Annotated in this window: 24 protein-coding genes; all 24 read left to right on the top strand. The window is 39.4% G+C overall.

The window, feature by feature from the left end; translation table 11 throughout:
• The first annotated feature begins 99 nt into the window (after positions 1-99).
• The 24 genes from Q0K35_RS06440 (at position 100) to Q0K35_RS06325 (ending at position 20,991) form a co-directional block, all read left to right on the top strand.
• On the top strand, positions 100-438 hold the full coding sequence (locus tag Q0K35_RS06440) for a cupin domain-containing protein (protein ID WP_294561841.1): 339 nt from the start codon (positions 100-102) through the stop codon (positions 436-438).
• Positions 439-452: 14 nt separating this feature from the next.
• A complete protein-coding gene (locus Q0K35_RS06435; RefSeq protein ID WP_294561840.1) occupies positions 453-821 on the top strand; it encodes a hypothetical protein in 369 nt (122 codons plus the stop codon).
• A gap of 2 nt (positions 822-823) precedes the next feature.
• Positions 824-1,597: an MBL fold metallo-hydrolase gene (locus Q0K35_RS06430; RefSeq protein ID WP_294561847.1), complete on the top strand. Its 774-nt coding sequence runs from the start codon at positions 824-826 to the stop codon at positions 1,595-1,597.
• A gap of 26 nt (positions 1,598-1,623) precedes the next feature.
• Positions 1,624-1,890 carry a DUF3781 domain-containing protein gene (locus tag Q0K35_RS06425; protein WP_294561839.1) on the top strand — a complete coding sequence of 89 codons (267 nt, stop codon included), beginning with the start codon at positions 1,624-1,626 and terminating at the stop codon, positions 1,888-1,890.
• Positions 1,887-2,186 (top strand): GNAT family N-acetyltransferase, encoded by a 300-nt coding sequence (locus Q0K35_RS06420; protein ID WP_294561838.1) that lies wholly within the window; start codon positions 1,887-1,889, stop codon positions 2,184-2,186. The genes Q0K35_RS06425 and Q0K35_RS06420 overlap by 4 nt, the downstream gene beginning before the upstream one ends.
• Before the next feature lie 143 nt (positions 2,187-2,329).
• Entirely contained in the window at positions 2,330-2,863 is a 534-nt protein-coding gene (locus Q0K35_RS06415; RefSeq protein WP_294561837.1) for a dihydrofolate reductase family protein, read from the top strand.
• A gap of 193 nt (positions 2,864-3,056) precedes the next feature.
• Entirely contained in the window at positions 3,057-3,416 is a 360-nt protein-coding gene (locus Q0K35_RS06410) for a DUF2200 domain-containing protein (RefSeq protein WP_294561836.1), read from the top strand.
• Positions 3,409-3,699: a DUF1905 domain-containing protein gene (locus Q0K35_RS06405; protein ID WP_294561835.1), complete on the top strand. Its 291-nt coding sequence runs from the start codon at positions 3,409-3,411 to the stop codon at positions 3,697-3,699. The genes Q0K35_RS06410 and Q0K35_RS06405 overlap by 8 nt, the downstream gene beginning before the upstream one ends.
• Positions 3,696-3,965, top strand: a complete 270-nt coding sequence (locus Q0K35_RS06400) for a hypothetical protein (protein ID WP_294561834.1) — start codon at positions 3,696-3,698, stop codon at positions 3,963-3,965. The genes Q0K35_RS06405 and Q0K35_RS06400 overlap by 4 nt, the downstream gene beginning before the upstream one ends.
• Positions 3,953-4,330, top strand: coding sequence for a DJ-1/PfpI family protein (locus Q0K35_RS06395; RefSeq protein WP_294561833.1), 378 nt, complete (start codon positions 3,953-3,955; stop codon positions 4,328-4,330). The genes Q0K35_RS06400 and Q0K35_RS06395 overlap by 13 nt, the downstream gene beginning before the upstream one ends.
• Before the next feature lie 166 nt (positions 4,331-4,496).
• Complete coding sequence (locus tag Q0K35_RS06390) at positions 4,497-5,291, top strand: PTS sugar transporter subunit IIC (RefSeq protein WP_294561832.1); 795 nt, start codon at positions 4,497-4,499, stop codon at positions 5,289-5,291.
• Entirely contained in the window at positions 5,288-6,127 is an 840-nt protein-coding gene (locus Q0K35_RS06385; protein WP_294561831.1) for a PTS system mannose/fructose/sorbose family transporter subunit IID, read from the top strand. The genes Q0K35_RS06390 and Q0K35_RS06385 overlap by 4 nt, the downstream gene beginning before the upstream one ends.
• Positions 6,127-6,573 (top strand): PTS sugar transporter subunit IIA, encoded by a 447-nt coding sequence (locus Q0K35_RS06380; protein WP_294561830.1) that lies wholly within the window; start codon positions 6,127-6,129, stop codon positions 6,571-6,573. Before Q0K35_RS06385 ends, Q0K35_RS06380 begins: the two co-directional genes overlap by 1 nt.
• Positions 6,548-7,039, top strand: a complete 492-nt coding sequence (locus Q0K35_RS06375) for a PTS sugar transporter subunit IIB (protein ID WP_294561829.1) — start codon at positions 6,548-6,550, stop codon at positions 7,037-7,039. The genes Q0K35_RS06380 and Q0K35_RS06375 overlap by 26 nt, the downstream gene beginning before the upstream one ends.
• Positions 7,036-8,094 carry a tyrosine-protein phosphatase gene (locus tag Q0K35_RS06370; RefSeq protein WP_294561828.1) on the top strand — a complete coding sequence of 353 codons (1,059 nt, stop codon included), beginning with the start codon at positions 7,036-7,038 and terminating at the stop codon, positions 8,092-8,094. Before Q0K35_RS06375 ends, Q0K35_RS06370 begins: the two co-directional genes overlap by 4 nt.
• Before the next feature lie 33 nt (positions 8,095-8,127).
• The gene (locus tag Q0K35_RS06365) at positions 8,128-10,041 is read left to right on the top strand and encodes a helix-turn-helix domain-containing protein (protein ID WP_294561827.1); all 1,914 of its coding nucleotides are present in this window, start codon (positions 8,128-8,130) and stop codon (positions 10,039-10,041) included.
• Complete coding sequence (locus Q0K35_RS06360) at positions 10,038-11,462, top strand: 6-phospho-beta-glucosidase (RefSeq protein ID WP_294561826.1); 1,425 nt, start codon at positions 10,038-10,040, stop codon at positions 11,460-11,462. The genes Q0K35_RS06365 and Q0K35_RS06360 overlap by 4 nt, the downstream gene beginning before the upstream one ends.
• 8 nt (positions 11,463-11,470) lie before the next feature.
• A complete protein-coding gene (locus Q0K35_RS06355) occupies positions 11,471-12,634 on the top strand; it encodes a MupG family TIM beta-alpha barrel fold protein (protein ID WP_294561825.1) in 1,164 nt (387 codons plus the stop codon).
• Between the two features lie 65 nt (positions 12,635-12,699).
• Complete coding sequence (locus Q0K35_RS06350) at positions 12,700-14,088, top strand: 6-phospho-beta-glucosidase (protein WP_294561824.1); 1,389 nt, start codon at positions 12,700-12,702, stop codon at positions 14,086-14,088.
• 180 nt (positions 14,089-14,268) lie between these two features.
• Entirely contained in the window at positions 14,269-14,745 is a 477-nt protein-coding gene (locus Q0K35_RS06345) for an NUDIX domain-containing protein (RefSeq protein WP_294561823.1), read from the top strand.
• A gap of 8 nt (positions 14,746-14,753) precedes the next feature.
• Positions 14,754-15,314, top strand: a complete 561-nt coding sequence (locus Q0K35_RS06340) for a GrpB family protein (RefSeq protein ID WP_294561822.1) — start codon at positions 14,754-14,756, stop codon at positions 15,312-15,314.
• 92 nt (positions 15,315-15,406) lie between these two features.
• A complete protein-coding gene (locus Q0K35_RS06335) occupies positions 15,407-17,944 on the top strand; it encodes a heavy metal translocating P-type ATPase (RefSeq protein WP_294561821.1) in 2,538 nt (845 codons plus the stop codon).
• Complete coding sequence (locus Q0K35_RS06330) at positions 17,931-18,194, top strand: metal-sensing transcriptional repressor (RefSeq protein WP_294561820.1); 264 nt, start codon at positions 17,931-17,933, stop codon at positions 18,192-18,194. The genes Q0K35_RS06335 and Q0K35_RS06330 overlap by 14 nt, the downstream gene beginning before the upstream one ends.
• Positions 18,195-18,396: 202 nt before the next feature.
• The gene (locus Q0K35_RS06325; protein WP_294561819.1) at positions 18,397-20,991 is read left to right on the top strand and encodes a calcium-translocating P-type ATPase, PMCA-type; all 2,595 of its coding nucleotides are present in this window, start codon (positions 18,397-18,399) and stop codon (positions 20,989-20,991) included.
• Positions 20,992-21,233: the final 242 nt, after the last annotated feature.

Here is a 21,233-nt window from a genome sequence, read left to right as displayed (position 1 = left end):
TTTAAAAGCTATGTCAAGCAGCAATCAGGATTATCAAAGGATATATGTATTTTGCATGTCTTATGCATATCCAAGTAAAGCTAATGAGGAGGAATTCGAATGCTTATCAATTTTAATGAAATCAAAGAAATGCGTGTATCGGGGATGAATCATGGCAGTGGTGAGATGTCCGCAAAAATGTATATGAGCAGTGAAGGAAAAAATATTCCTTGCAGGATACATGCAGGTGGTTCAATCGGCATGTATTCTCATCCGACAAGTGATGATATCAATGACATTCTTTCAGGGAAAGGCAAAGCTATTTGTGACGGAGAAGAGGAAATGCTTATTCCGGGTGTTTGTCATATCTGTAAGAAAGGTTCTCAACATAGCATTATTAATACGGGAAATGATGATCGGGTGATGCTGACCCTTGTCACAGAGCGATCATCGATTTGAAGGAAGTGTTTTATTTGAATCAGGTTTTTACTTTTATATTGATGCTGATCCTGGTGATAGCTGCCTTTTTCTTATTTGAGATATTGGATCAGCAGTTTGATATCAAAATAAGATATTTTTCATTTGTTGCGAAAAAAAGATGGCTGTTTTATGTCACATTTTCGATGTGGCTCATACTTTCGGCTGTATTATTTATCATCAGTGATCGTTGGAATAATTCTCTTCATTTTATTTTGCTCATTTTATATTATTGCATATTTGTTAGTTTGTATCATAATGTCAGGAATTGGCAGATGGCCTATAATGTTTATATCAAACATATCGATTTATTGAGAAAAGCAAAAGAAAGAGAGAAGAAGAAAAGAAAGAAGGGTCGTTTTTGAAAGTGAGAAAAAGCATGGATGGGTGGTTTACGATTGAAGAAATCGATCATGCCACGTTTGCAATCAGTGAATATCAGCATTGGGAAGAAGCACATTCTTATGTCTTATTAGGAAGCCGTCAGGCATTATTGATCGATACAGGCTTAGGTATATCCAACATTAAGAAAGTCGTCGATGACATAACTCAGCTGCCCATCCTTGTGGCAACCACTCATGTACATTGGGATCATATCGGTGGTCATAAGTATTTCAGTGATATAGCCGTCCATCATCTTGAAAAAGACTGGCTTTTTCATTTTCCGCTCCCATTGTCTGCTGTTAAGAAGGAACTGTTGAAAGAGCCTTGTTTATTTCCAGAAGGCTTTGATATTGATCAATATGAAATTTACAAAGGAAAACCTGCACTGCTCTTAAACGATCAGGATATGATCGATATCGGAAACAGAAAAATAAAAGTGATTCATACACCCGGACATTCACCGGGACATTGCTGTTTTTATGATATTGACAGAAAATATCTGTTTACGGGAGATCTGGTATATGAAGGTGAGCTGGATGCTTATTATCCGACAACCAATCCGATTCAATTTAAGGAATCGATCCATAAGATAAGAAAAACAGAGGTGAAAAAAATCTTGCCTTCGCATCATACATTACATGTCAGTCATCAATTGATCGATGATATCTGGAAAGCATTCAAAGAACTGGAAGAAAAAGGAAATCTGAAACAAGGCAAGGGTATTTATGAATATGGCAATTTCAGCATTCATCTTTAATCTTAAATGTTAGGAAGAAGGAAATCATGGAGAATAAAGAAGTTTTACTGACTAAATTGGATAAGATCCATACGACTGAAAGAGGTATCGACAGAATAAAAAAGAATCTTAACTTAGGGTGTGAGGATGCAGTGGCATACTGCAAAGAAAAAATACTTGATAAAAATTGTAAGATCTATCAGCAAGGAAAGAACTGGTATTGTGAAACCGGTCTTATAAAGATAACGATCAACGCATCAAGCTATACGATCATTACGGCACATGTCATGAAATGTTTCGGTGATAAAAAATGATAAGAAAATTCGAGAAGAACGATATACACGCTGTCATGCAGATATGGATCAATGAAAATATAAAAGCTCATTCATTTATTTCAAGAAAATATTGGGAAGAGAATGTTTGTTTTGTAGAAGAAGCATTACCAAAAGCAGAAATCTATGTTTATGTCATTGAAAATAAAATTGCCGGTTTTATAGGATTGGATCATGAGCATATCGAAGGTGTTTTTGTTGATACAAATTATCAAGGTCATGGAATAGGCGGCTTTTTGCTTGAGAAAGCAAAAGAGCATCGGCACCGACTGACATGAAGTGTCTATAAGAAAAATAAACATGCAATTGAATTTTATAAGAAACAGGGCTTTGTCATCTTCCATGAAGATATGGATGAACAGACAAAAGAAATGGTGTATATGATGATGTGGATCGCAGATGATAAAGATGGGGATTGACGATGAAAAGAAAAGTGATTTTATATATTTCACAAAGTTTAGATGGTTTTATTGCGGATAATCAGGGAAGTGTAGACTGGATTGGTGAAAATGATCATGAATATGTAAGTGATTATGGATATGAGAGTTTTATAAAAGATGTGGATACAGTTATTTTAGGTGCAAACACATATAAACAGATCATTTGTGAATTATCAAAAGATAAATGGGTATATGAAGATCTTCAAAGCTATGTGCTGACAAGTGAAAACATCAAAGACACCGTCAATATAAAATATGTCAATATGAATATCAAAAAACTCATCCATCAGTTACAACAAGAAAAGGGAAAAAATATCTGGATATGTGGCGGAGCCCATGTGATCGATCAATGTATCAAAGAACATATCATTGATGAATATCATATCAAGACCCTTCCTGTCATCTTAGGAAAAGGAATTCGTCTTTTTGGAGAAGGTCATGGAAAAATCAAACTTAAATTAAAAAAGGTAAAGGAAGAAAACGGTCTGATACAGGGGATATATATCAATCAATGATCATAATTCACTAGAAGAGTGTTGCCGGATCATTAGTCTATGTGATTGATACAACATGGCTTTTTTCATATGAGCTTTATATGCATGCGCATTTAAGGAATCGGTATGAAGAAGCTGGTATCTTGTTTTGTTACGGACTTGTTCAGGCGAAAAAGCTGGGTTATAATAAATGTAACGATCAGGAGGGGAAACGATGGATAATGAAAAAATATTTGCCATGAGCTTCTCTAAAGTATATCCTTTATTGGTTGCGAAAGCTGAGAAAAAAGGGCGTACGAAACAGGAGGTCGATGAGATCATTCATTGGCTGTGCGGCTATGATGAAGGGGATATTGCCAATGCTTTGGAAAATGAAATGAGCTATGGTGATTTCTTTAGGAAGGCCCCTGCATTAAATCCTGATAGAAAACGGATCACAGGACGTATTTGTGGTGTACGCTTAGAAGAGTTGGAAGAAGGAATGATGAAAGAGATTCGCTATTTAGATAAGCTGGTGGATGAGCTGGCAAAGGGAAAAGCGATGGAAAAGATCTTGAGGAAATCAGATGAATGATAAAAGTTATGAATTTGAAGCTGTGATCGAAGCAGTGCCTGAAAAAGGGGGAGCTTATGTACGTTTTCCATATGATATTCGAAAAGAATTTGGAAAAGGCAGGGTCAAGGTTGATGTGACCTTTGATGGTGAGCCGTATCGTGGCAGTATCGTCAATATGGGTGTCAAGAATGCAGATGGTTCGATCTGTTATATCATCGGGATTCGTAAGGATATTCGAAATAAGATCAACAAACAGCCAAATGATAAGGTATGGGTATGTGTGAGTGAGGTGGATGTATGAAAAAGATTGGTGTCATGATATATCCCTATTTCTGTATGCAGGAAATTTCCTGTCTGACAGATGGGTTGAAAGTATATTTTGATATAGATGTCGATGTGTTTGCGGCAAGTCAGGATATAATCAAAAGTGAGGATAATTTCCAGATCATTGCGAATAAGACGTTTGATGAATTTAATGATGAATATGGATGTTTGATACTGCCGGGCCTCTATGATCCGCGCCGGCTTTATTTGATGAGAGGAATATTTCATTTTTGCGTTCATTAAAGGGAAAAGAATTGCTGATAGCCGGTATCTCATCTTCACCGATGCTTTTGGCGAAGGCAGGACTTTTGGAAAATGTGCGCTTTACAAGCGGTATGTGGGATGAAATAGCGAAATTTTTAGATTTTGTTCCCTATGAGAATATGATTCATCAGCCGATCGTGAAAGACGGGAATGTCATTACGGCAATGGGATTTGCGTACCGGGAATTTGCCTGTGAAGTCATTAAAACCTTGGGTATTGATGATTGTAAAGAGGGATTATTTAACGGGATTACAAAAGAATATACAGAGGAAGAATTAACTTTTGAAATGGGTGAAGAGAATTTTAAGGAGTTTATGGAAGAATATTTAAGCTATATCCGATGATGAAGAAATGATAAGTTTGTTTAAAGTTTCAGACATTCTTTTATGGTTATAAAGGATGTCTTTTTATTTTGTCCTAATTAATTGCGTAAAAAAACTTCATAAATGTAAGTTGATGTATGTAATCGCTTACTTTACAATAAAGGCATAAAGGAGGGTTAAATCGAATATGAGTTTAACTACAGTTTTACTTATTGCGTTATGGGCAGGATTTTGTTCATATGATGATCAGGGGCCACAGATGCTGCGCCGTCCATTGCTGGTTGCGCCGGTCGTGGGAATCATTCTAGGTGATTTACCTAATTCACTGATTATTGGTGCGACGCTTGAATTAATGTGGATGGGTCTTGGAAATATGGCCGGTTATCAGACACCGGATATGATTACAGGAACAATTGTTGGTACCGCTTTTGCGATTACTTCAGGTGAAGGTGCCGGTGGTATTGCGGCAGGGGTTGCATTAGCGACAGCCGTTGCGGTTTTGAGTCAGCAGCTATTATTAATTGCAATGTTTATAAAGCAGTTATTTGCGCCATGGGCAGACAAGGTTGCGGAAACAGGTAACTTCAGCGGATTGATGCAGATTCAAATTGCCGGTGCAGTCGTTCAGTTCTTGATTCGTGCGATTCCGACATTCTTAGTGCTTTATTTCGGACAGGGTGTAATCGATACGGTCGTATCTTCGATCCCGACAAATGTATTGACAGCTTTGAATACTGCCAGTGGTATTTTACCGGCGGTAGGTCTTTCAATCCTGATGACGATCATCATGAAGAAAGGTATGTGGGCTTTCTTGATCTTCGGTTTCGTATTAAATGCTTATATGGGCTTGGATACGATGGCCGTAACACTGATCGCACTTGCTTTTGGAACCATTTATGTATGGATCATGCAGAATAAAGAAGCAGCCAGCAAACCGGCAGCTGCAGCAACGACAGAAGAGGAAGGAGAATATGATCTATGAGTGAAGTATCAACAGTAAATCATGAAATGAAGATGACTCGCAAGGATCTGAATAAGATTTATTGGCGTTTACAAGCGTTTGGTGTCGGATTATCCATTCAGTCAACAACTGCTCAGGCGATTTCCTTTGCTTTCTGTATGGTACCGGTATTGAAGAAAATTTATAAAGATGCGCCGAAAGAACAGCGTGTGAATGCGATGAAGCGCCATTTGGAATATTTCTTGTCACAAAATACAGCAACAGGTATGATCTTAGGTATCTGTGCTGCCTTGGAAGAAACGACGACGGAAGATGAAAAAGAAGCAATCGTTGCGGTAAAAGCCGGAATGATGGGTCCTTTAGCCGGTATCGGTGACTCCGTATTTAAATTAACGATTCAGGCAATTGCCGGAAGCGTTGGAGCGGTTTATGCATTACAGGGTAATTTGCTGGGTGCTATCTTAATGTTTGTTATTTATAATGGTATTAATATCGCAATCAAATATGGTGGTATCATCTTAGGTTATCAGAAAGGTATGGAGTTTATTACCTCCGGAGATCAGGCTAAGCTGATGAATAATATCATCAACCTTGCAACAATGGTGGGTGTCATCGTATTAGGATGTTTGATTTCAAGCAGTGTTAAATTGAATATTGCCTATGTATTGACCGTTGAGGAAACTACGGTTCCGATCCAGGATCTCATTGATAGTGCATTGCCGAATCTATTGCCATTACTGGCTACGCTGGGCTTGTATCTGATCAATAAGAAAATGCCTCGAAAGTACATGATCGCTTTGATTTTCGCCATTCTTATCATCGGTACTTTATTGGCATTGGCAGGTATCATCGGATAATGGCAAAGTGTGCGGTGATTCTGGCCTCCCATGGCTTTATGGCAGTTGAAGCGGTAAACAGTGCCGGCATGATCCTTGGCGACCAGCCAAAAAATGTCGATGTGGTGTCTGTAACACCTGATAAAAGCTATGAAGAGTGTCTGGATGAATTACATCAGAAATATGAAGCTTTAGATACGACAAACGGATGTCTGATGTTCACGGATATTTATGGCGGAACTCCTGCGAACATTGCAAGTTATTTATCAATTGAGCATCCCAATGATGTCGTTGTCTTCAGCGGATTGAATTTACCGGTATTGCTTGAGATATTTTTAGATATGAATTCTGATCTAAAAGAATTAGAAAAGAAAATCGAAACTTTGATACCTACCGTTTGTGTAAATGTATCAAAGAAAATAAAAGAAAGGATGGAAGAAGATGCCGATCAAATGTGTTCGTATTGATGATCGATTTGTTCATGGACAGGTTGCTACTTATTGGTTGCGTCATGTAAATGCTGATCAGATCATCTGTATCAGTGACGCCGCTGCTGCTAATCCGGTACAGGGACAGGTCATGAAAATGGCTGCTCCTGATCTGGCTGTGCATGTCTTTGGCGTAGATAAATTTATTAAGATTTATAACAGTCAGCCGATCAGAAAATCAACCTTCCTTATTTTAGGAAGTACTTCAGATGTATTAGCGCTTGTTAAGGGCGGCGTTAATGAAATCAAAGAAGTCAATTTTGGCGGGATGCGTCCAAATGCTTCCCGTACGCATGAATATACACCTCTTATCTGTTTTTCAGATGAGGAGGAAAAAGCCTTTTATGAATTGCTTGATTTAGGAATTAAGATTGATTATAAAGTAGCTGCTTTTGATGAGCCAGTACCACTTTTAGATGTGCTGAAGAGCAATAAAAAATCATGAGTATGTTTGCGGAAGTATATAAAGTTGATGAACATTCTCTTTCATTTGAAATTCATGATGGAAAAGAGATGTCCTATGAGATTTATATGCATCAAAACGCTCAGATCTGTACGGACAGTCACTGTCTTATAGCCAATGGAAAAGGAAGTCAGACAATCGTTTCACTTCCTTCTCCGCTTTTGCCTCAATATTTTACATTAAAATTTGAAAATGGCGAAACGCTGTTATGCGGATATCGGATCTTGCCTCTTCAGGGAATGTATAATTTTCGTGATATGGGAGGTTATCCCAATAAAGAAGGTAAGAGAGTCAAATGGGGAAAATTGTATCGGGGCGATCAATTATACAACATGGATAAAGAAGCTTATGATGCTTTTCATGCCTTGGATATTCATTCGATCATTGATTTTCGAGCTTATGATGAATATACGAAAAATCCGAATACACCGGCTGAGGTATATCAGATACGTCAATATCATTGCATTCCTGAGGGAAAGGCCGCTGCAATGGCAGGTGATCTGGCCACTTCTCCATCAGCGATGCATCACAAATATGATATCGATCTTATAAAACGTGAGCTTCAGCAAGATCCGGACTTGGCCGGTAAGTCGATGATTCATCAGCAGAAAGAATTTACAAGAAATGCTAACAGTATCGAGGCATTTCGTGATACAATAAACTTAATTGCAGATGAACAAAATATCCCTGTATATTTTCATTGCCGCGGAGGCAAGGACCGGACGGGATTTGCAGCCATGCTGCTGCTGGCTCTTTTGGATGTGGATGAAGAAATCATCATGTATGATTATTTGCTGACACAGCGTGCCAGGGAAAAGAAAAATCAGGCATATCTGGAGAAATTTCGAAAAATGGCGAATGGTGACGAAGCCGTAGCTCAGGTACTTTTGAGTTATTTTGATACAAGAAAAGATTATCTGCAGGCTGCTATTGATGAAATTCATCAATCTTATTCAAGCATTCAGGAATATGCTGTTCAAAAAATGGGAATCCGTCATGAAACGATTCAAAAATTGAAAAGCAATTTTCTGGAATAAAACATGCTGTAATAAATTTCAAGGAGAATATTTATGCTGGAGTTTAGCTTACGGCAAATAAAGTTATTAGATCATCTGTTGAATCATGAAGACTCTGATATAGATGATCTTTTATCAGTAGGTTCGATTTCGTTGAGAACGTTTCAAAATGAAATGATCGATATGAATGAGAAGCTGAGAGAATGCCGGTTACATTTAGAAATCACAAGCAATTTCAACAAAGGTTATCAGATTAAAAAGAATGCTGGAAATGAGCAGATTTTTGAATGTCTGAAAAGGCAGTGCCATAAATATTTGAATCATGAATTAATGATCTTGTATGGTGCTTCTCCGCGCATAACTTATATTATCCGTCGGTTTTTATGTGCAAAGGATTATATCCAAAGCTATGAATTAAAAAATGAATTGTATATTTCGATGGCGACGCTTACGAAGGATCTGAAAGCGGTTCGCCAGATCTTATCACAATATGGAATCGAACTGATCACCCTTCCTTATCATGGCATGAAGATCAAGGGAGAATGTTATCAGATACGCAGTGCATTGATTGATTTTTGTGATATCTATGATATCTATGAAGATGAATTTTATCTTGAACCGATGGCATTCAGGCAGTATGGTATCCAGCCTGATATCTTAAAAGAGGTGCGTGAAAAGCTGCTTGCATGCTTTCATAAGTATCGTTTGAATATCAAGGATCAGTATTTTATCGATCTATACTTTTTTTGCCTGATACAGATCGCACATGCAGATCCCACGTATCAGGAAGTCATTGGGGCAGATCGAAGTCTTTGTTATGCATGTGCCGAAGAAATCTGCCAGGTCATGCATATCCATGCTTCCTGTGCTCATTTTATTTATTTGCTGATAATCAGCGGTATCGAAGATCTTTCAATAGAAGATATCGAATATTTGCATTTAAGCAGGCAACCGAAGGTATTGCTTGAGGAGGTATGCTCACAGTTGATGGAGATGTATCATCTTGATTTGCATAAACAGGATACGATCATGAAGATGATCTGTCAGAATATTATCTTGTTGCTTTTATATAAAGATTATCATCTTTCATTGAAAATATCACAGATCAATAACTTTGATTCATTGAAAAATGCACCTTTATCATGGTCATTAAGCATTTGTATCCTGGAAAAGATCAAGGATCTTTTAGGTGTTTCTTATAATAATATAGAACTGGTCGATCTGACGGTCCGTAATTATGGAATCATCTTTTCTATTCAAAATAAATATAAGAAGATACATCTGGCTATCTTTTCACTGCATGGTAAAGGAGCGGCAGAAACGTATTACTATAAATTGGCAGAGTTTTTAAGAAAATATGATATCGAGATGTCTTTTTTCAGTTATTACGAAATTGAAGCCGTTGATCTGAGCCGGTATGATAATATCATCATTTTAGGTGCCAATAAGATGAATGCGAATGATAATCATTCACAAATCATATATTTGGAACACTATGAGCACATATCAAATGAGGTCTTATACTCCAAGCTTTTGTCACGTCACCAGATCAAAAACTTTTCGGTTAAAAAACTGGAAAATAAGATCGAGATCCACCTTTCAAATGAAAACAATCAGGGTATTCGGGAAATGGCACATATATTGAATAGCTTCGGGTATAATGAAACGAATTGTGAATCTATGTTAGATAGAATGATATCGATCAATGCGCAGCATTTTCAGTTTGATCCATATATCATTTGTTTATTGTGGAACAGGGAATTAAGATATTCATCTTTTCATTTTCATTTCGATCACCCATTAACGATTCATGGCATGAATTGTTATGAGATACAGGTTGCCATAGTAGATCCAAAATTTAATATCACTACTATCAAACAGGGTGATTCATCTCTTAGAAGAATACAAAAACGAATAGATTCAAATCATTTGCATCATATGCAAAGTAGAAGGAGGAATAAACAATGAGCTTTCCGGAAGGATTTTTATGGGGCGGTGCAACGGCTGCCAATCAGTGTGAGGGCGGTTATGATGAAGGCGGAAGAGGTCTTGCCAATGTCGATGTGATCCCCCATGGCAGTGAACGCTGGCGTGTTGTCAGCGGTCAGAGAAAGATGTTCGACTTTGAAGAAGGGTATTACTATCCGGCAAAAGAGGCCATCGATATGTATCATCGCTATAAGGAAGATATTGCTTTGTTTGGAGAGATGGGTTTTAAGACCTATCGTTTATCGATCGCATGGTCAAGGATCTTTCCAAAAGGCGATGAGGAAGAAGCGAATGAAGAAGGATTGAAATTCTATGAGGATCTGTTTAAGGAATGTCATAAATATGGGATCGAACCTTTAGTAACGATCACTCATTTTGACTGTCCGATGCATCTGATCAAGGAATATGGCGGATGGCGTAACCGCAAGCTGGTCGATTTTTATAAAAAGCTGGTCACGGTCTTATTTACGCGTTATAAAGGACTGGTGAAATACTGGCTGACCTTCAATGAGATCAATATGCTGCTTCATGCACCGTTTATGGGAGCAGGTATTTGTTTCGAAGAAGGTGAGGACAGATATAAGACGCTTTATACAGCGGCACATCATGAACTGGTGGCAAGTGCGTGGGCAGTAAGAATCGGCCATGAGATCGATCGTGAGAACAAGATCGGTTGCATGCTGGCAGCGGGTTCCTATTATCCGTATTCATGTAAGCCGGAAGATGTGTTTGAAGCAATCAAGAATAATCATGAAAACTATTTCTTTATTGATGTGCAGTCACGGGGAGCATATCCAAACTATGCCTTAAAGGAGTTTGAGAGAAATGGTTTTGAAATACCGTATAAAGAGAATGATAAGGAAATCTTGAAAGAGAATACGGTTGATTTTATATCCTTCAGCTATTATTCATCAAGAGTAGCGGCTTATAAGCATGAAAGTGAGAAGACAGCGGGAAATATCTTTGAGTCGGTAAAGAATCCGTATTTGAAAGCAAGCGAATGGGGATGGCAGATCGATCCGCTGGGACTGAGGATCACGATGAATGACTTATATGACCGCTATCAGAAGCCATTGTTCATCGTCGAAAATGGTTTAGGAGCAAAGGATGAGGCAGATGCGAATGGGTATGTAGAAGATGATTATCGCATCGCATATTTAAGGGAACATATCAAGGCGATGAAGGAAGCAATCGAGATTGATGGCGTGGAGCTGTTAGGCTATACGACATGGGGACCGATCGATCTGGTATCGGCAGGAACAGGAGAGATGAGCAAGCGGTATGGATTCATCTATGTAGATAAAGATGATGAAGGAAAAGGAAGCTTAAAGAGAAGCAAGAAGAAGAGCTTTGAATGGTATAAAAAAGTGATTGCTTCCAATGGTGAAGATCTGGATTAGGTGAATTTATGGTTACTTGCGGTGTATCACTTTATCCGGAACAGGAAAAATTAGAAGATATAGAGAATTATTTGAATATGGCTTCTCATTACGGCTTTACCAAAGTATTTACGAGCCTGTTTTCTGTAGAAGGAAGCAGGGAGGAAGTCATTGATTATTTCAAAAAACTGACTGCATTGGCACATCGCTGTAATATGAAGGTCTGCGGTGATTGTAATACAGCTTTCATGAAAAAGATGGGTGCCGATGAAAAAAATCTGAAGGTATTCAAAGAAATGGGAATAGACAGCATCAGAATGGATGTTCCTTATGGTGATGAAAGAGATGTAGCGCTGATCAATAATGCAGAAGGCATTGATATTGAAATGTCCAATGTATTTGTGGAAGCGATTGAGAAAGCAGTTAAAAACGGTGCTGATATCAAGCGGATGAAGGTCTGTCATAATTTTTATCCGCAGAAGTATTCAGCACCTTCACTTGAAGCTGTCATCCGGCAGAATGAATACTGGAAAGAAAGAAATATTCCCGTAGCGATCTTCATCAGTTCGCAACAAAAAGGAACCCATGGGCCATGGCCGCTGAGTGACGGTTTGCCGACGATCGAGGAACATCGTTTATTGCCAATCGAAGTACAGCTGAAACATTGTCTGGCATTGAAAAATGTCGATGAAGTGATCATAGGCAATGCCTTTGCCAGTGAAGCGGAAATGAAAGCTATTGATACAGTGATGAAAAAAGCATGGGTCCGTGTCCCATATCATGAAGAATTGGGCATGGCGGCAGATATGCTGCCACATGGAGATATCATTCGTATTCCGTTTAAGATTCATATGGAAGAGGGTATCAGGGATATCGAAAAAGAAATCTTGTTAGATTATCCCATCCATACAGATATGGGAGACTGCCTGCATTATATGCTTCGGGATCGCTGGCCGCGAATGTTTTATAGAAACCGTGACATTCCGCCAAGAACCTGTGAAAAGAAATATTTTACACGGGGAGATGTCGTAATTGTCAATGACAATCTGAAACATTACCGAGGAGAATTGCAGATCGTCTTAAAGGATATGGAGGCTGACGGACAGCGCAATCTATTAGGAAGAATTGCTGATGAAGAAATCATGATCTTGGATCATATTAAAGCGAAGGATGTTTTTACCTTTATGGAATGACGGTTGGAATCGTAATTTTGTTGGTGATACTGTCTTGATATTTTCAAAACGAAAGGAAAAAACATATGAATAAAGAAGGCGTTAAAATTGTAACGATCGGCGGGGGAAGCAGTTATACTCCGGAACTGATGAATGGTTTTATAAAAAGATATGAGAAAATGCCCATTCGTGAAATTTGGCTGGTAGATATTGAAGAAGGAAAAGAAAAACTTGAAATTGTAGGAAAAATGGCCCAAAGAATGTGGGATGCTTCACCTTATGATGTGAAGGTTTATTTAACTCTTGATCGAAGAGAAGCATTAAAAGACGCTGATTTTGTTACGACGCAATTTAGGGTAGGGTTATTAAATGCCAGGATCAAAGATGAAAGAATTCCATTATCTTATGGATTGATGGGACAGGAAACAAACGGTGCAGGAGGAATATTCAAAGCATTGAGAACTATTCCGGTAATCTTAAGTATTGTGGAAGATATGAAGGAACTGTGTCCGGATGCATGGCTGATCAACTTTACCAATCCAAGCGGCATGGTTACAGAGTCGGTATTGCGATATGGTCATTGGGAAAAGGTTATCGGTTTATGTAATGTTCCAATCGGACTGATGCTGAAAGAGCCGGTGATGCTGAACTTGACACAAGATGATGTCGTATTTAAATTTGCCGGTTTAAATCATTTTCATTGGCATAAAGTATTTGATCGAAAAGGAAATGATATTACTAAAGATATCATTGATAAAATTGTAGAAGGAAAAGCAGATACAGGAACTCCTGCTAATATACAAGATTTGCCATTCTACAAAGAACAATTGTATCAGATGGACATGATCCCTTGTCCGTACCATCTCTATTACTATCGTTATCAGGAAATGCTGGCACATCTATTAGAAGATTATAATGACAATAAATGTCGTGGACAGGTCGTAAAGCAAGTCGAATCTGAATTATTTGAATTATATAAAGATCCTGATTTAAAGGAAATGCCTGAACAATTATCAAAACGTGGCGGGGCTCATTATTCAGATGCAGCATGTGAAACGATCGTATCTATTTATACAAATAGTAATACACATTTGGTCGTAACGACTCGTAATAACGGTGCTCTTCCTGATTTGCCGGCGGATTGTGCAGTTGAAGTATCGTCTTTTATTGGGGCTGCTGGAGCACGGGCCATTTCTTTTGGACCTTTAAAGCCGGCACAAAGGGGATGGCTGCAAGTTATGAAGAATATGGAATTATGTGTAGAAGAAGCGGCAGTAACAGGCGATTATGGATTGCTTCTGCAAGCCTTTATCCTTAATCCGCTCATCCCTTCTGGTGATGATGCCAGACAGGTATTGGATGAATTATTAATTGCTCATGAGAAATATCTGCCTAAATTTGCTGATAAGATCAATGAATTGAAGAAAAAAGGTGTGATGCCGAAAGATTCCGTCGTTCGTGAATTGATGAAGTGATATAAAAAGCATTTAAATGAGTAATTTGACCTTAATGAAATATAATGGGAAAGAAGAGGTACGTTATTCTTTAAATAAAGATATAGAACTAATAATGATGAAAGTGGCTGTAAAGAAACCTGATGTGTAATTAGGAGCTTACAGCCTTTTTATTGTATAATGAAGAGGGAGGGTAATCTTATGGATCTTTCATTTAAGACAAAAGAAGGCAGATTTAATTATCGTGTCGGAGCTATTATGATTCATCAACAAAAAATATTGATGATGAAGGATGAACAAACGCCTTATTATTATCTGCCGGGTGGCAGGGTCAAGATGAATGAAACAGCAGAAGCGGCACTTTTAAGAGAATTGAAAGAAGAATCAGGCGTTGATGGCAAAATTATACGACCATTGTGGTTATGTCAAAGTTTTTTTGAGGAAGATGTCAGCCATGAGCATTTTCATGAATGTTGTCTTTATTTTCTGGTGGATGTTTCAAAGAGTGATATATTCTCAAGAGGAAATACATTTGTTTTAAATGAAAATGGTCATCGTTTTACGTTTGAATGGATTTCTTTTGACAGGATTGCCAGGGAATATTGTTATCCGTTATTTCTAAAGGAAAAGATATTTGATTTACCTGAACATCTGGAAATGATGTATGAATATGAATAGGAGATTTTATGAAAGCTTTGAGTGATGAATATATTGAAAAATGTATCGTGAGTGGTCAAAAAGAACATAATCAAACGATTCTTTTAGTGGACTATGATGAAAGGTGGCCTTTCTTATTTGAAAGGGAAAGAAAGCGAATATCCGATATATTAAAAGAAAAAGCCTTGATGATCGAACATATCGGATCAACCTCAGTGATGGGTCTGTGTGCCAAGCCGATCATTGATATCTTGCTTGTTGTGGAAGATGCAGGACGAGAAGAAGATTATATGGAGGCCTTATGTCAGTATGGGTATGTTTTAAGGATCAAAGAGCCTGATTTTGAAGATCATCATATGTTTAAGGGAGTGGATACGGATATCAACTTGCATGTTTTTTCAAAAGGATCAAAGGAAATTGATAAGTATTTGATTTTTAGAGATTATCTGCGCAGTCATCATGAGGCAAAAGAGCTTTATGAAAAGACGAAGAAAGAACTTGCGCAAAAGAAATGGAAGTATGTTCAGAATTATGCGGATGCGAAAAGTGAAGTTATTCAAAAGATCATGGATCGGGCAATAGAAGGATGAAAAAAATAAAAAATGATGAATCAAATAAATTGACAGATAATAAGAGGGGAGCTACAATATAGATACCCTATGGGGGTATCAGGAGGGATTATATGAAACAGGATTTTGATATTCAGGGGATGAGCTGTGCCGCATGTTCCTCAAGAATTGAAAAAAATGTATCGCAATTAGATGGTGTTGAACAGGTCAGCGTAAATCTTCTGACCAATCATATGCAGGTCAGCTATGATGAGAAGAAGCTGAATGATCAGAAAATCATTGATTGTGTCGTAAATACCGGTTATGGGGCCACGTTGCCGAATCAGGCAGATCATGCAAAGACAGCAGATGTGACTCATGAGGATGAGAGCGAGGGCATGAAGAAACGCTTTATTGCCTCTTTGATCTTTATGATCCCGCTGTTTTATGTATCAATGGGTCATATGGTGGGATTGCCGCTGCCGGCAATTTTATTAGGACATGAAAATGCATTGATTTTCGCATTTACCCAGTTCTTGTTGTGTCTGCCGGTATTGATCATCAATCAAAAATATTTTATCAATGGTTTTAAGGCCTTATTTCATCGTTCGCCAAATATGGATTCGCTGATTGCCATTGGTTCAGGGGCTTCATTTATCTATGGTATCTATGCAATTTATATGTTGGGTTATGGCTTGGGACATATGGATATGGCTCTTGTTGAGAGATATCATATGGAGCTTTATTTTGAAGGGGCTGCGATGATTCTGACATTGATTACCTTAGGTAAATATTTAGAAACGAAATCTAAGGGAAAGACGAGCGAAGCTATCCAGAAGCTGATGAGCCTTTCGGCCAAAGAAGCGATTCTTTTTAAAGATGGTCAGGAAGTAAGCGTGCCTATCGAAGAGGTTAAGGTAGGCGATATCATCGTGTTAAAGCCGGGAATGAGCGTACCGGTCGATGGAGTTGTCATTGAAGGAAATTCCAGCTTTGATGAAAGTGCCATTACGGGTGAAAGTATGCCGGTCGCCAAAGGAAAAGATGATCGTTTGACTTGTGCGACGATCAATCTGGAAGGAACGGTGAAATTTGAAGCAACCAAGGTAGGCAGTGATACGACCTTGGCTCAGATGATCAAACTGGTGGAAGAAGCCAGCTCATCCAAGGCACCGATCGCTAAACTGGCCGATCAGATTTCCGGAATCTTTGTACCGGTCGTGATCTTAATTTCATTGGTAAGCCTTATCGTATGGCTGGCTGTAGGTCAGACGTTTGAGTTTGCCTTGTCGATTGCTATCAGCGTCTTGGTAATTTCCTGTCCGTGTGCATTGGGACTGGCAACGCCGGTTGCGATCATGGTAGGTATGCGCAAAGGTGCTTCCAATGGTATCCTGATCAAGTCCAGTGAAGCTTTGGAGCTTGCTCATAAGGTAAAAACTGTTCTTTTGGATAAGACGGGTACGATCACAAGCGGTCATCCAAGCGTGAGCGATATCATTTCTTTTGATGATGATCTGTTAAGCATAGCGGCTTCCTTAGAGAAGAGCAGTGAGCATCCGTTAGCCAAAGCAATCATGGATAAGGCTAAAGAAATGCATGTTTCAGAAGCGAAGATTCAGAATTTTGAAGCTGTTTTCGGTAAGGGTGTCAAAGGTGAGATTGACGGAGAGATGGTTTATGGCGGCAATGCGGCTTTCATGAAAGAAAGCGGTATTGATTTAAGCAAGATAGAAGATAAAATGCTTCAATTGGCTGATGAAGGCAAGACACCGTTAGTTTTTGCCAGAAAGGATAAGATCTTAGGTATCATCGCCTGTCTGGATACGATCAAAGAATCCAGCGTTGAAGCGATTGCCAAGCTGCAGAAGCAGGGTATCAAGGTGGTCATGGTGACCGGTGATCATCAAAAGAGTGCGCTGGCGATTCAGAAACAATGTGGCGTTGATGAAGTCATTGCTGAGGTATTGCCTAGTGAAAAGGCCGATGTCGTCAGACGATATCAAAAGGATGGACAACTGGTAGCCATGGTTGGTGACGGTATCAATGATGCTTTGGCACTGACAACGGCTGATGTGGGCATCGCTATCGGTGCCGGCAGTGATATTGCTTTGGAAAGTGCCCAGATCGTTTTGATGAAGGATGATCTGCTGGATGTCAGCAATATGTTTAAGCTGAGCAGGGCGACGATGCGCAATATCAAGGAAAACCTGTTCTGGGCCTTTATTTACAATGCTGTACTGATTCCATTGGCAGCGGGCGTCTTCTATCCGTTGCTTGGATGGAAGCTGAATCCGATGATCGGAGCGGCAGCCATGAGCTTCAGCTCGGTATCGGTCGTGACAAATGCATTGCGTTTAAGAAGGTTTAAGTTTGATTCAGCCCATGAAGTAAAAGCTGATAAAACAGTTAAGACTGAAATGAAAGAAGTTAAGGAGGAGAAAAAGATGAATCAGAAGTTAGTTAAAATTGAAGGTATGATGTGTATGAATTGTGTTCACCATGTGGAGAAAGCCTTGAAGAGCATTGAAGGTGTCAGCGTGGAGGTTTCTCTGGATGAGCATCATGCAATCGTAACCAGTCCACAGGAAATCAGTGATGATCTGATCCGATCAAAAGTGGAGGAAGAGGGCTATAAAGTCGTAAGCATCGAGCCTTATGAGAGCAGATAAGAAAAAAATCACGCGTTTGCTGAATACGGCAAAAGGACAGCTGAACGGTATTTCAAAAATGATCGAAGAGGATCGTTACTGTATTGATATTTCAACACAGATCATGGCAGCGCAGGCGATTTTGAACAAGGTGAACAATGAAATTCTGCGGGCACATATGAATCACTGTGTAAAAGAAGCGTTTGAAGAAGGAAATGGCGAAGAAAAGGTGAATGAGATCATCGACATACTGGAAAAAATGTACAAATAAATCTGTTGACGTAGAGTTTGTGGTATGGTATCATTTCATCTGTATAAAAACCCGATATAAGGGGGAGTAGCTGATGAAGAAATTCATTATTACATTCGTCAACACGCTTCTAAAAAGCCGGATGTGATTATCTTTGATGATAAGCAAGACCTTTATTCAACATGTTGTGGATAAGGGTTTTTTATTTTAGTTGGGAGGAACTATGTTAACTAAAACGACAAAACAGATTGAAGAAGCACTGGATACCAGCGCGCAGAGTGGTCTGACAAGTGCTCAGGTTGCGAAAAGACTTGAGGAAAACGGCTACAATGAGCTGGCGGAGCAGAAAAAGGAAAGCCTTTTGATCAAGTTTTTAAATCAATTTAAGGATACGCTGGTGATCATACTGCTGATTGCAGCGGTGGTATCGATTGCAGTAGAGCCGGGAGAATGGATCGATAGCTTGATCATCCTGGTCGTTGTCATGGTCAATGCGATCCTGGGTGTCATGCAGGAAAGCAAGGCTGAAAAAAGCCTGGAAGCCTTGCAGAAGCTGAGCGCACCGACAGCCAAGGTCATTCGTAACAATCAGCCGATGGTCGTTGATGCGAAGGAACTGGTCGTAGGAGATCTGTTGATTTTGGAGGCCGGAGATTGCGTAGGCAGTGATGCCCGCATCATTGAAAGCCATAATCTGCAGATCGATGAATCAGCCTTGACAGGAGAAAGCGTACCGGTGCATAAGAGTGCAGAACCGCTGGAAAGCGAAGATATGCCGTTAGGTGATCGTGTGAACATGGCTTATCAGTCTTGTAATGTCACTTATGGACGCGGACGGGCCATCGTTACATCGACGGGCATGCAGAATGAGGTTGGTAAGATTGCCGATATGCTGATGAATGAAAAGCAGGAATTGACACCGTTACAGGTCAAGCTGAATGAAATCGGTAAAGTGATCGGTATCATGTGTATTGCTATCTGTATCATCGTATTTGCCATGGAATATTTCAGTGGCTTGGAATCACTGCTGGAAGCTTTCAAGACAAGTATTGCCCTGGCAGTTGCGGCAATTCCTGAAGGTCTTGCAACTATCGTTACGATCGTATTAGCTTTATCTGTACAGAAGATGGTCAAGCATCATGCCATCGTAAGAAGACTGCCGGCCGTTGAAACGCTGGGAAGTACTTCGATCGTATGTTCAGATAAGACAGGAACGCTGACGCAGAACAAGATGACCGTCCTTGAGGTTTACAGCAAGGAAGGTTTAAAGTCGTTAGATGATGCGAACAGTGAAGATGAAATCCGGATGTTGAATTATTTTACGCTGTGCAGCGATGCGCAGATCAAAGATGGCAAGGAAATCGGTGATCCTACGGAAATTGCTTTGGTTGCTGCTTCTTTGAAAAAGAATTATTCTAAGGAAGAGCTTGCGAAGACATATAAAAGAGGAGAAGAACTTAGCTTTGACTCTGACCGTAAGATGATGAGTGTGTTTTATGAAGTAAATGGTGAAATCATTTCGATTACTAAAGGTGGCTGTGATGTTGTCTTAAATAAATGTGATAACGCTGATGTCGATAAGATCATGGAAGCCAATAATACGATGGCAGATAAAGCGTTGCGTGTATTGGCAGTAGCCATTCGTAAATGGGATAAGATGCCGGAAACGATTGATTTTGATACCGTTGAAAATCATTTGACCTTTGTAGGTTTGGTCGGTATGATCGATCCACCTCGTCCGGAGGCCAAGGAAGCAATTGCTACCGCTAAAAAAGCCGGTGTACGTACGATCATGATCACAGGTGACCATATCAATACAGCAAGTGCCATTGCGAAAGAACTCGGTATCCTGACTGAAGGAACGCGTGCTGTCAGTGGCAGTGAATTAAGCAATATGAGCGATGAAGAGCTGATGGAGCATATCGAAGAATACTCTGTATATGCACGTGTTGCTCCTGAACATAAGGTAAGAATTGTCAATGCCTGGCAGTCAAAGGGACATGTTGTTGCCATGACGGGTGATGGTGTCAATGATGCTCCTGCTTTGAAAACAGCTGACATTGGCTGTGCGATGGGTATTACGGGTACTGATGTTGCCAAGAGTGCGGCGGCAATGGTACTGACGGATGACAACTTTGCGACGATCATTACTTCGATTCGTGAGGGCCGCGGAATCTTTGATAACATCCAAAAGGATGTACAGTATCTCTTATCCAGCAATATCGGTGAAGTATTGACTATTTTCTTAGCTTCTTTGATTTCAATCGTGATACCTGGAAGCGGTTTTGGTGTTCCGCTGCTGCCGATTCATTTATTGTGGGTCAACCTGATTACTGATTCTTTGCCAGCATTTGCACTGGGTCTTGAACCGACAGAAGAAAATATCATGGATCGCCAGCCACGTAAGAAAGATGAGGACTTCTTCTCAAACGGTCTGATGTTTACGATCATCTGGCAGGGAATCATGGTAGGAACTTTAACCTTGATTTCTTACGCTTTTGGAGAAAGCATCAATCACGAAACAGGAATGACCATGGCCTTTGTGACCTTATCAGCTGCCCAGCTTTTCCATTCTTTCAATGTGAAAAGCCATGCCAGTGTTTTCTCTAAACAGATCTTCAACAATAAGTATCTGTGGGGAAGTGCTTTATTAGGAGCAGGCCTGCAAGTCGTGATCATCAATATTCCGTTCTTTGCGAATATCTTTAAACTGGTACCACTTTCACCAATATGTGTGCTTGTTTCGGTAGGTTTGGCCTTCTCAACGATCATCATTGTCGAGATCGTAAAACTGATCAAACGTATCGTCAAAAAATAAATATCATATTAGCAGTCGTAAATGACTGCTGTTTTTTTAAAATAAGAGTCAAAATTTAGACACATAAGGATATTTGTCTTAAAAATTAGCAGTCAATACTTGACAGTGCTAAAAAGTTGACTATAATCATAGGTGTAATCAGGAAGAACATACTAGATTACAGAGATGAAATATTCCAAAGGAGGCGTTAGTTATGTTACTACCTAGATTATTTGATGATGATGTATTTGATGATGTATTTG

The organism is uncultured Traorella sp. (genome assembly GCF_944327115.1).
Taxonomy (GTDB): domain Bacteria; phylum Bacillota_I; class Bacilli_A; order Erysipelotrichales; family Erysipelotrichaceae; genus Traorella.
The sequence above is the reverse complement of the archived record's forward strand: the minus strand, read 5'-3'. Positions and strand labels throughout refer to the sequence as shown.

Coding starts and splice junctions, on each gene's coding strand:
- Q0K35_RS06335 (WP_294561821.1), top strand. CDS start 15,407: ATGAAACAGGATTTTGATATTCAGGGGATGAGCTGTGCCGCATGTTCC.
- Q0K35_RS06410 (WP_294561836.1), top strand. CDS start 3,057: ATGGATAATGAAAAAATATTTGCCATGAGCTTCTCTAAAGTATATCCT.
- Q0K35_RS06380 (WP_294561830.1), top strand. CDS start 6,127: ATGGCAAAGTGTGCGGTGATTCTGGCCTCCCATGGCTTTATGGCAGTT.
- Q0K35_RS06345 (WP_294561823.1), top strand. CDS start 14,269: ATGGATCTTTCATTTAAGACAAAAGAAGGCAGATTTAATTATCGTGTC.
- Q0K35_RS06390 (WP_294561832.1), top strand. CDS start 4,497: ATGAGTTTAACTACAGTTTTACTTATTGCGTTATGGGCAGGATTTTGT.
- Q0K35_RS06400 (WP_294561834.1), top strand. CDS start 3,696: ATGAAAAAGATTGGTGTCATGATATATCCCTATTTCTGTATGCAGGAA.
- Q0K35_RS06355 (WP_294561825.1), top strand. CDS start 11,471: ATGGTTACTTGCGGTGTATCACTTTATCCGGAACAGGAAAAATTAGAA.
- Q0K35_RS06405 (WP_294561835.1), top strand. CDS start 3,409: ATGAATGATAAAAGTTATGAATTTGAAGCTGTGATCGAAGCAGTGCCT.
- Q0K35_RS06415 (WP_294561837.1), top strand. CDS start 2,330: ATGAAAAGAAAAGTGATTTTATATATTTCACAAAGTTTAGATGGTTTT.
- Q0K35_RS06420 (WP_294561838.1), top strand. CDS start 1,887: ATGATAAGAAAATTCGAGAAGAACGATATACACGCTGTCATGCAGATA.
- Q0K35_RS06385 (WP_294561831.1), top strand. CDS start 5,288: ATGAGTGAAGTATCAACAGTAAATCATGAAATGAAGATGACTCGCAAG.
- Q0K35_RS06425 (WP_294561839.1), top strand. CDS start 1,624: ATGGAGAATAAAGAAGTTTTACTGACTAAATTGGATAAGATCCATACG.
- Q0K35_RS06330 (WP_294561820.1), top strand. CDS start 17,931: ATGAGAGCAGATAAGAAAAAAATCACGCGTTTGCTGAATACGGCAAAA.
- Q0K35_RS06365 (WP_294561827.1), top strand. CDS start 8,128: ATGCTGGAGTTTAGCTTACGGCAAATAAAGTTATTAGATCATCTGTTG.
- Q0K35_RS06440 (WP_294561841.1), top strand. CDS start 100: ATGCTTATCAATTTTAATGAAATCAAAGAAATGCGTGTATCGGGGATG.
- Q0K35_RS06375 (WP_294561829.1), top strand. CDS start 6,548: ATGCCGATCAAATGTGTTCGTATTGATGATCGATTTGTTCATGGACAG.
- Q0K35_RS06370 (WP_294561828.1), top strand. CDS start 7,036: ATGAGTATGTTTGCGGAAGTATATAAAGTTGATGAACATTCTCTTTCA.
- Q0K35_RS06350 (WP_294561824.1), top strand. CDS start 12,700: ATGAATAAAGAAGGCGTTAAAATTGTAACGATCGGCGGGGGAAGCAGT.
- Q0K35_RS06340 (WP_294561822.1), top strand. CDS start 14,754: ATGAAAGCTTTGAGTGATGAATATATTGAAAAATGTATCGTGAGTGGT.
- Q0K35_RS06360 (WP_294561826.1), top strand. CDS start 10,038: ATGAGCTTTCCGGAAGGATTTTTATGGGGCGGTGCAACGGCTGCCAAT.
- Q0K35_RS06325 (WP_294561819.1), top strand. CDS start 18,397: ATGTTAACTAAAACGACAAAACAGATTGAAGAAGCACTGGATACCAGC.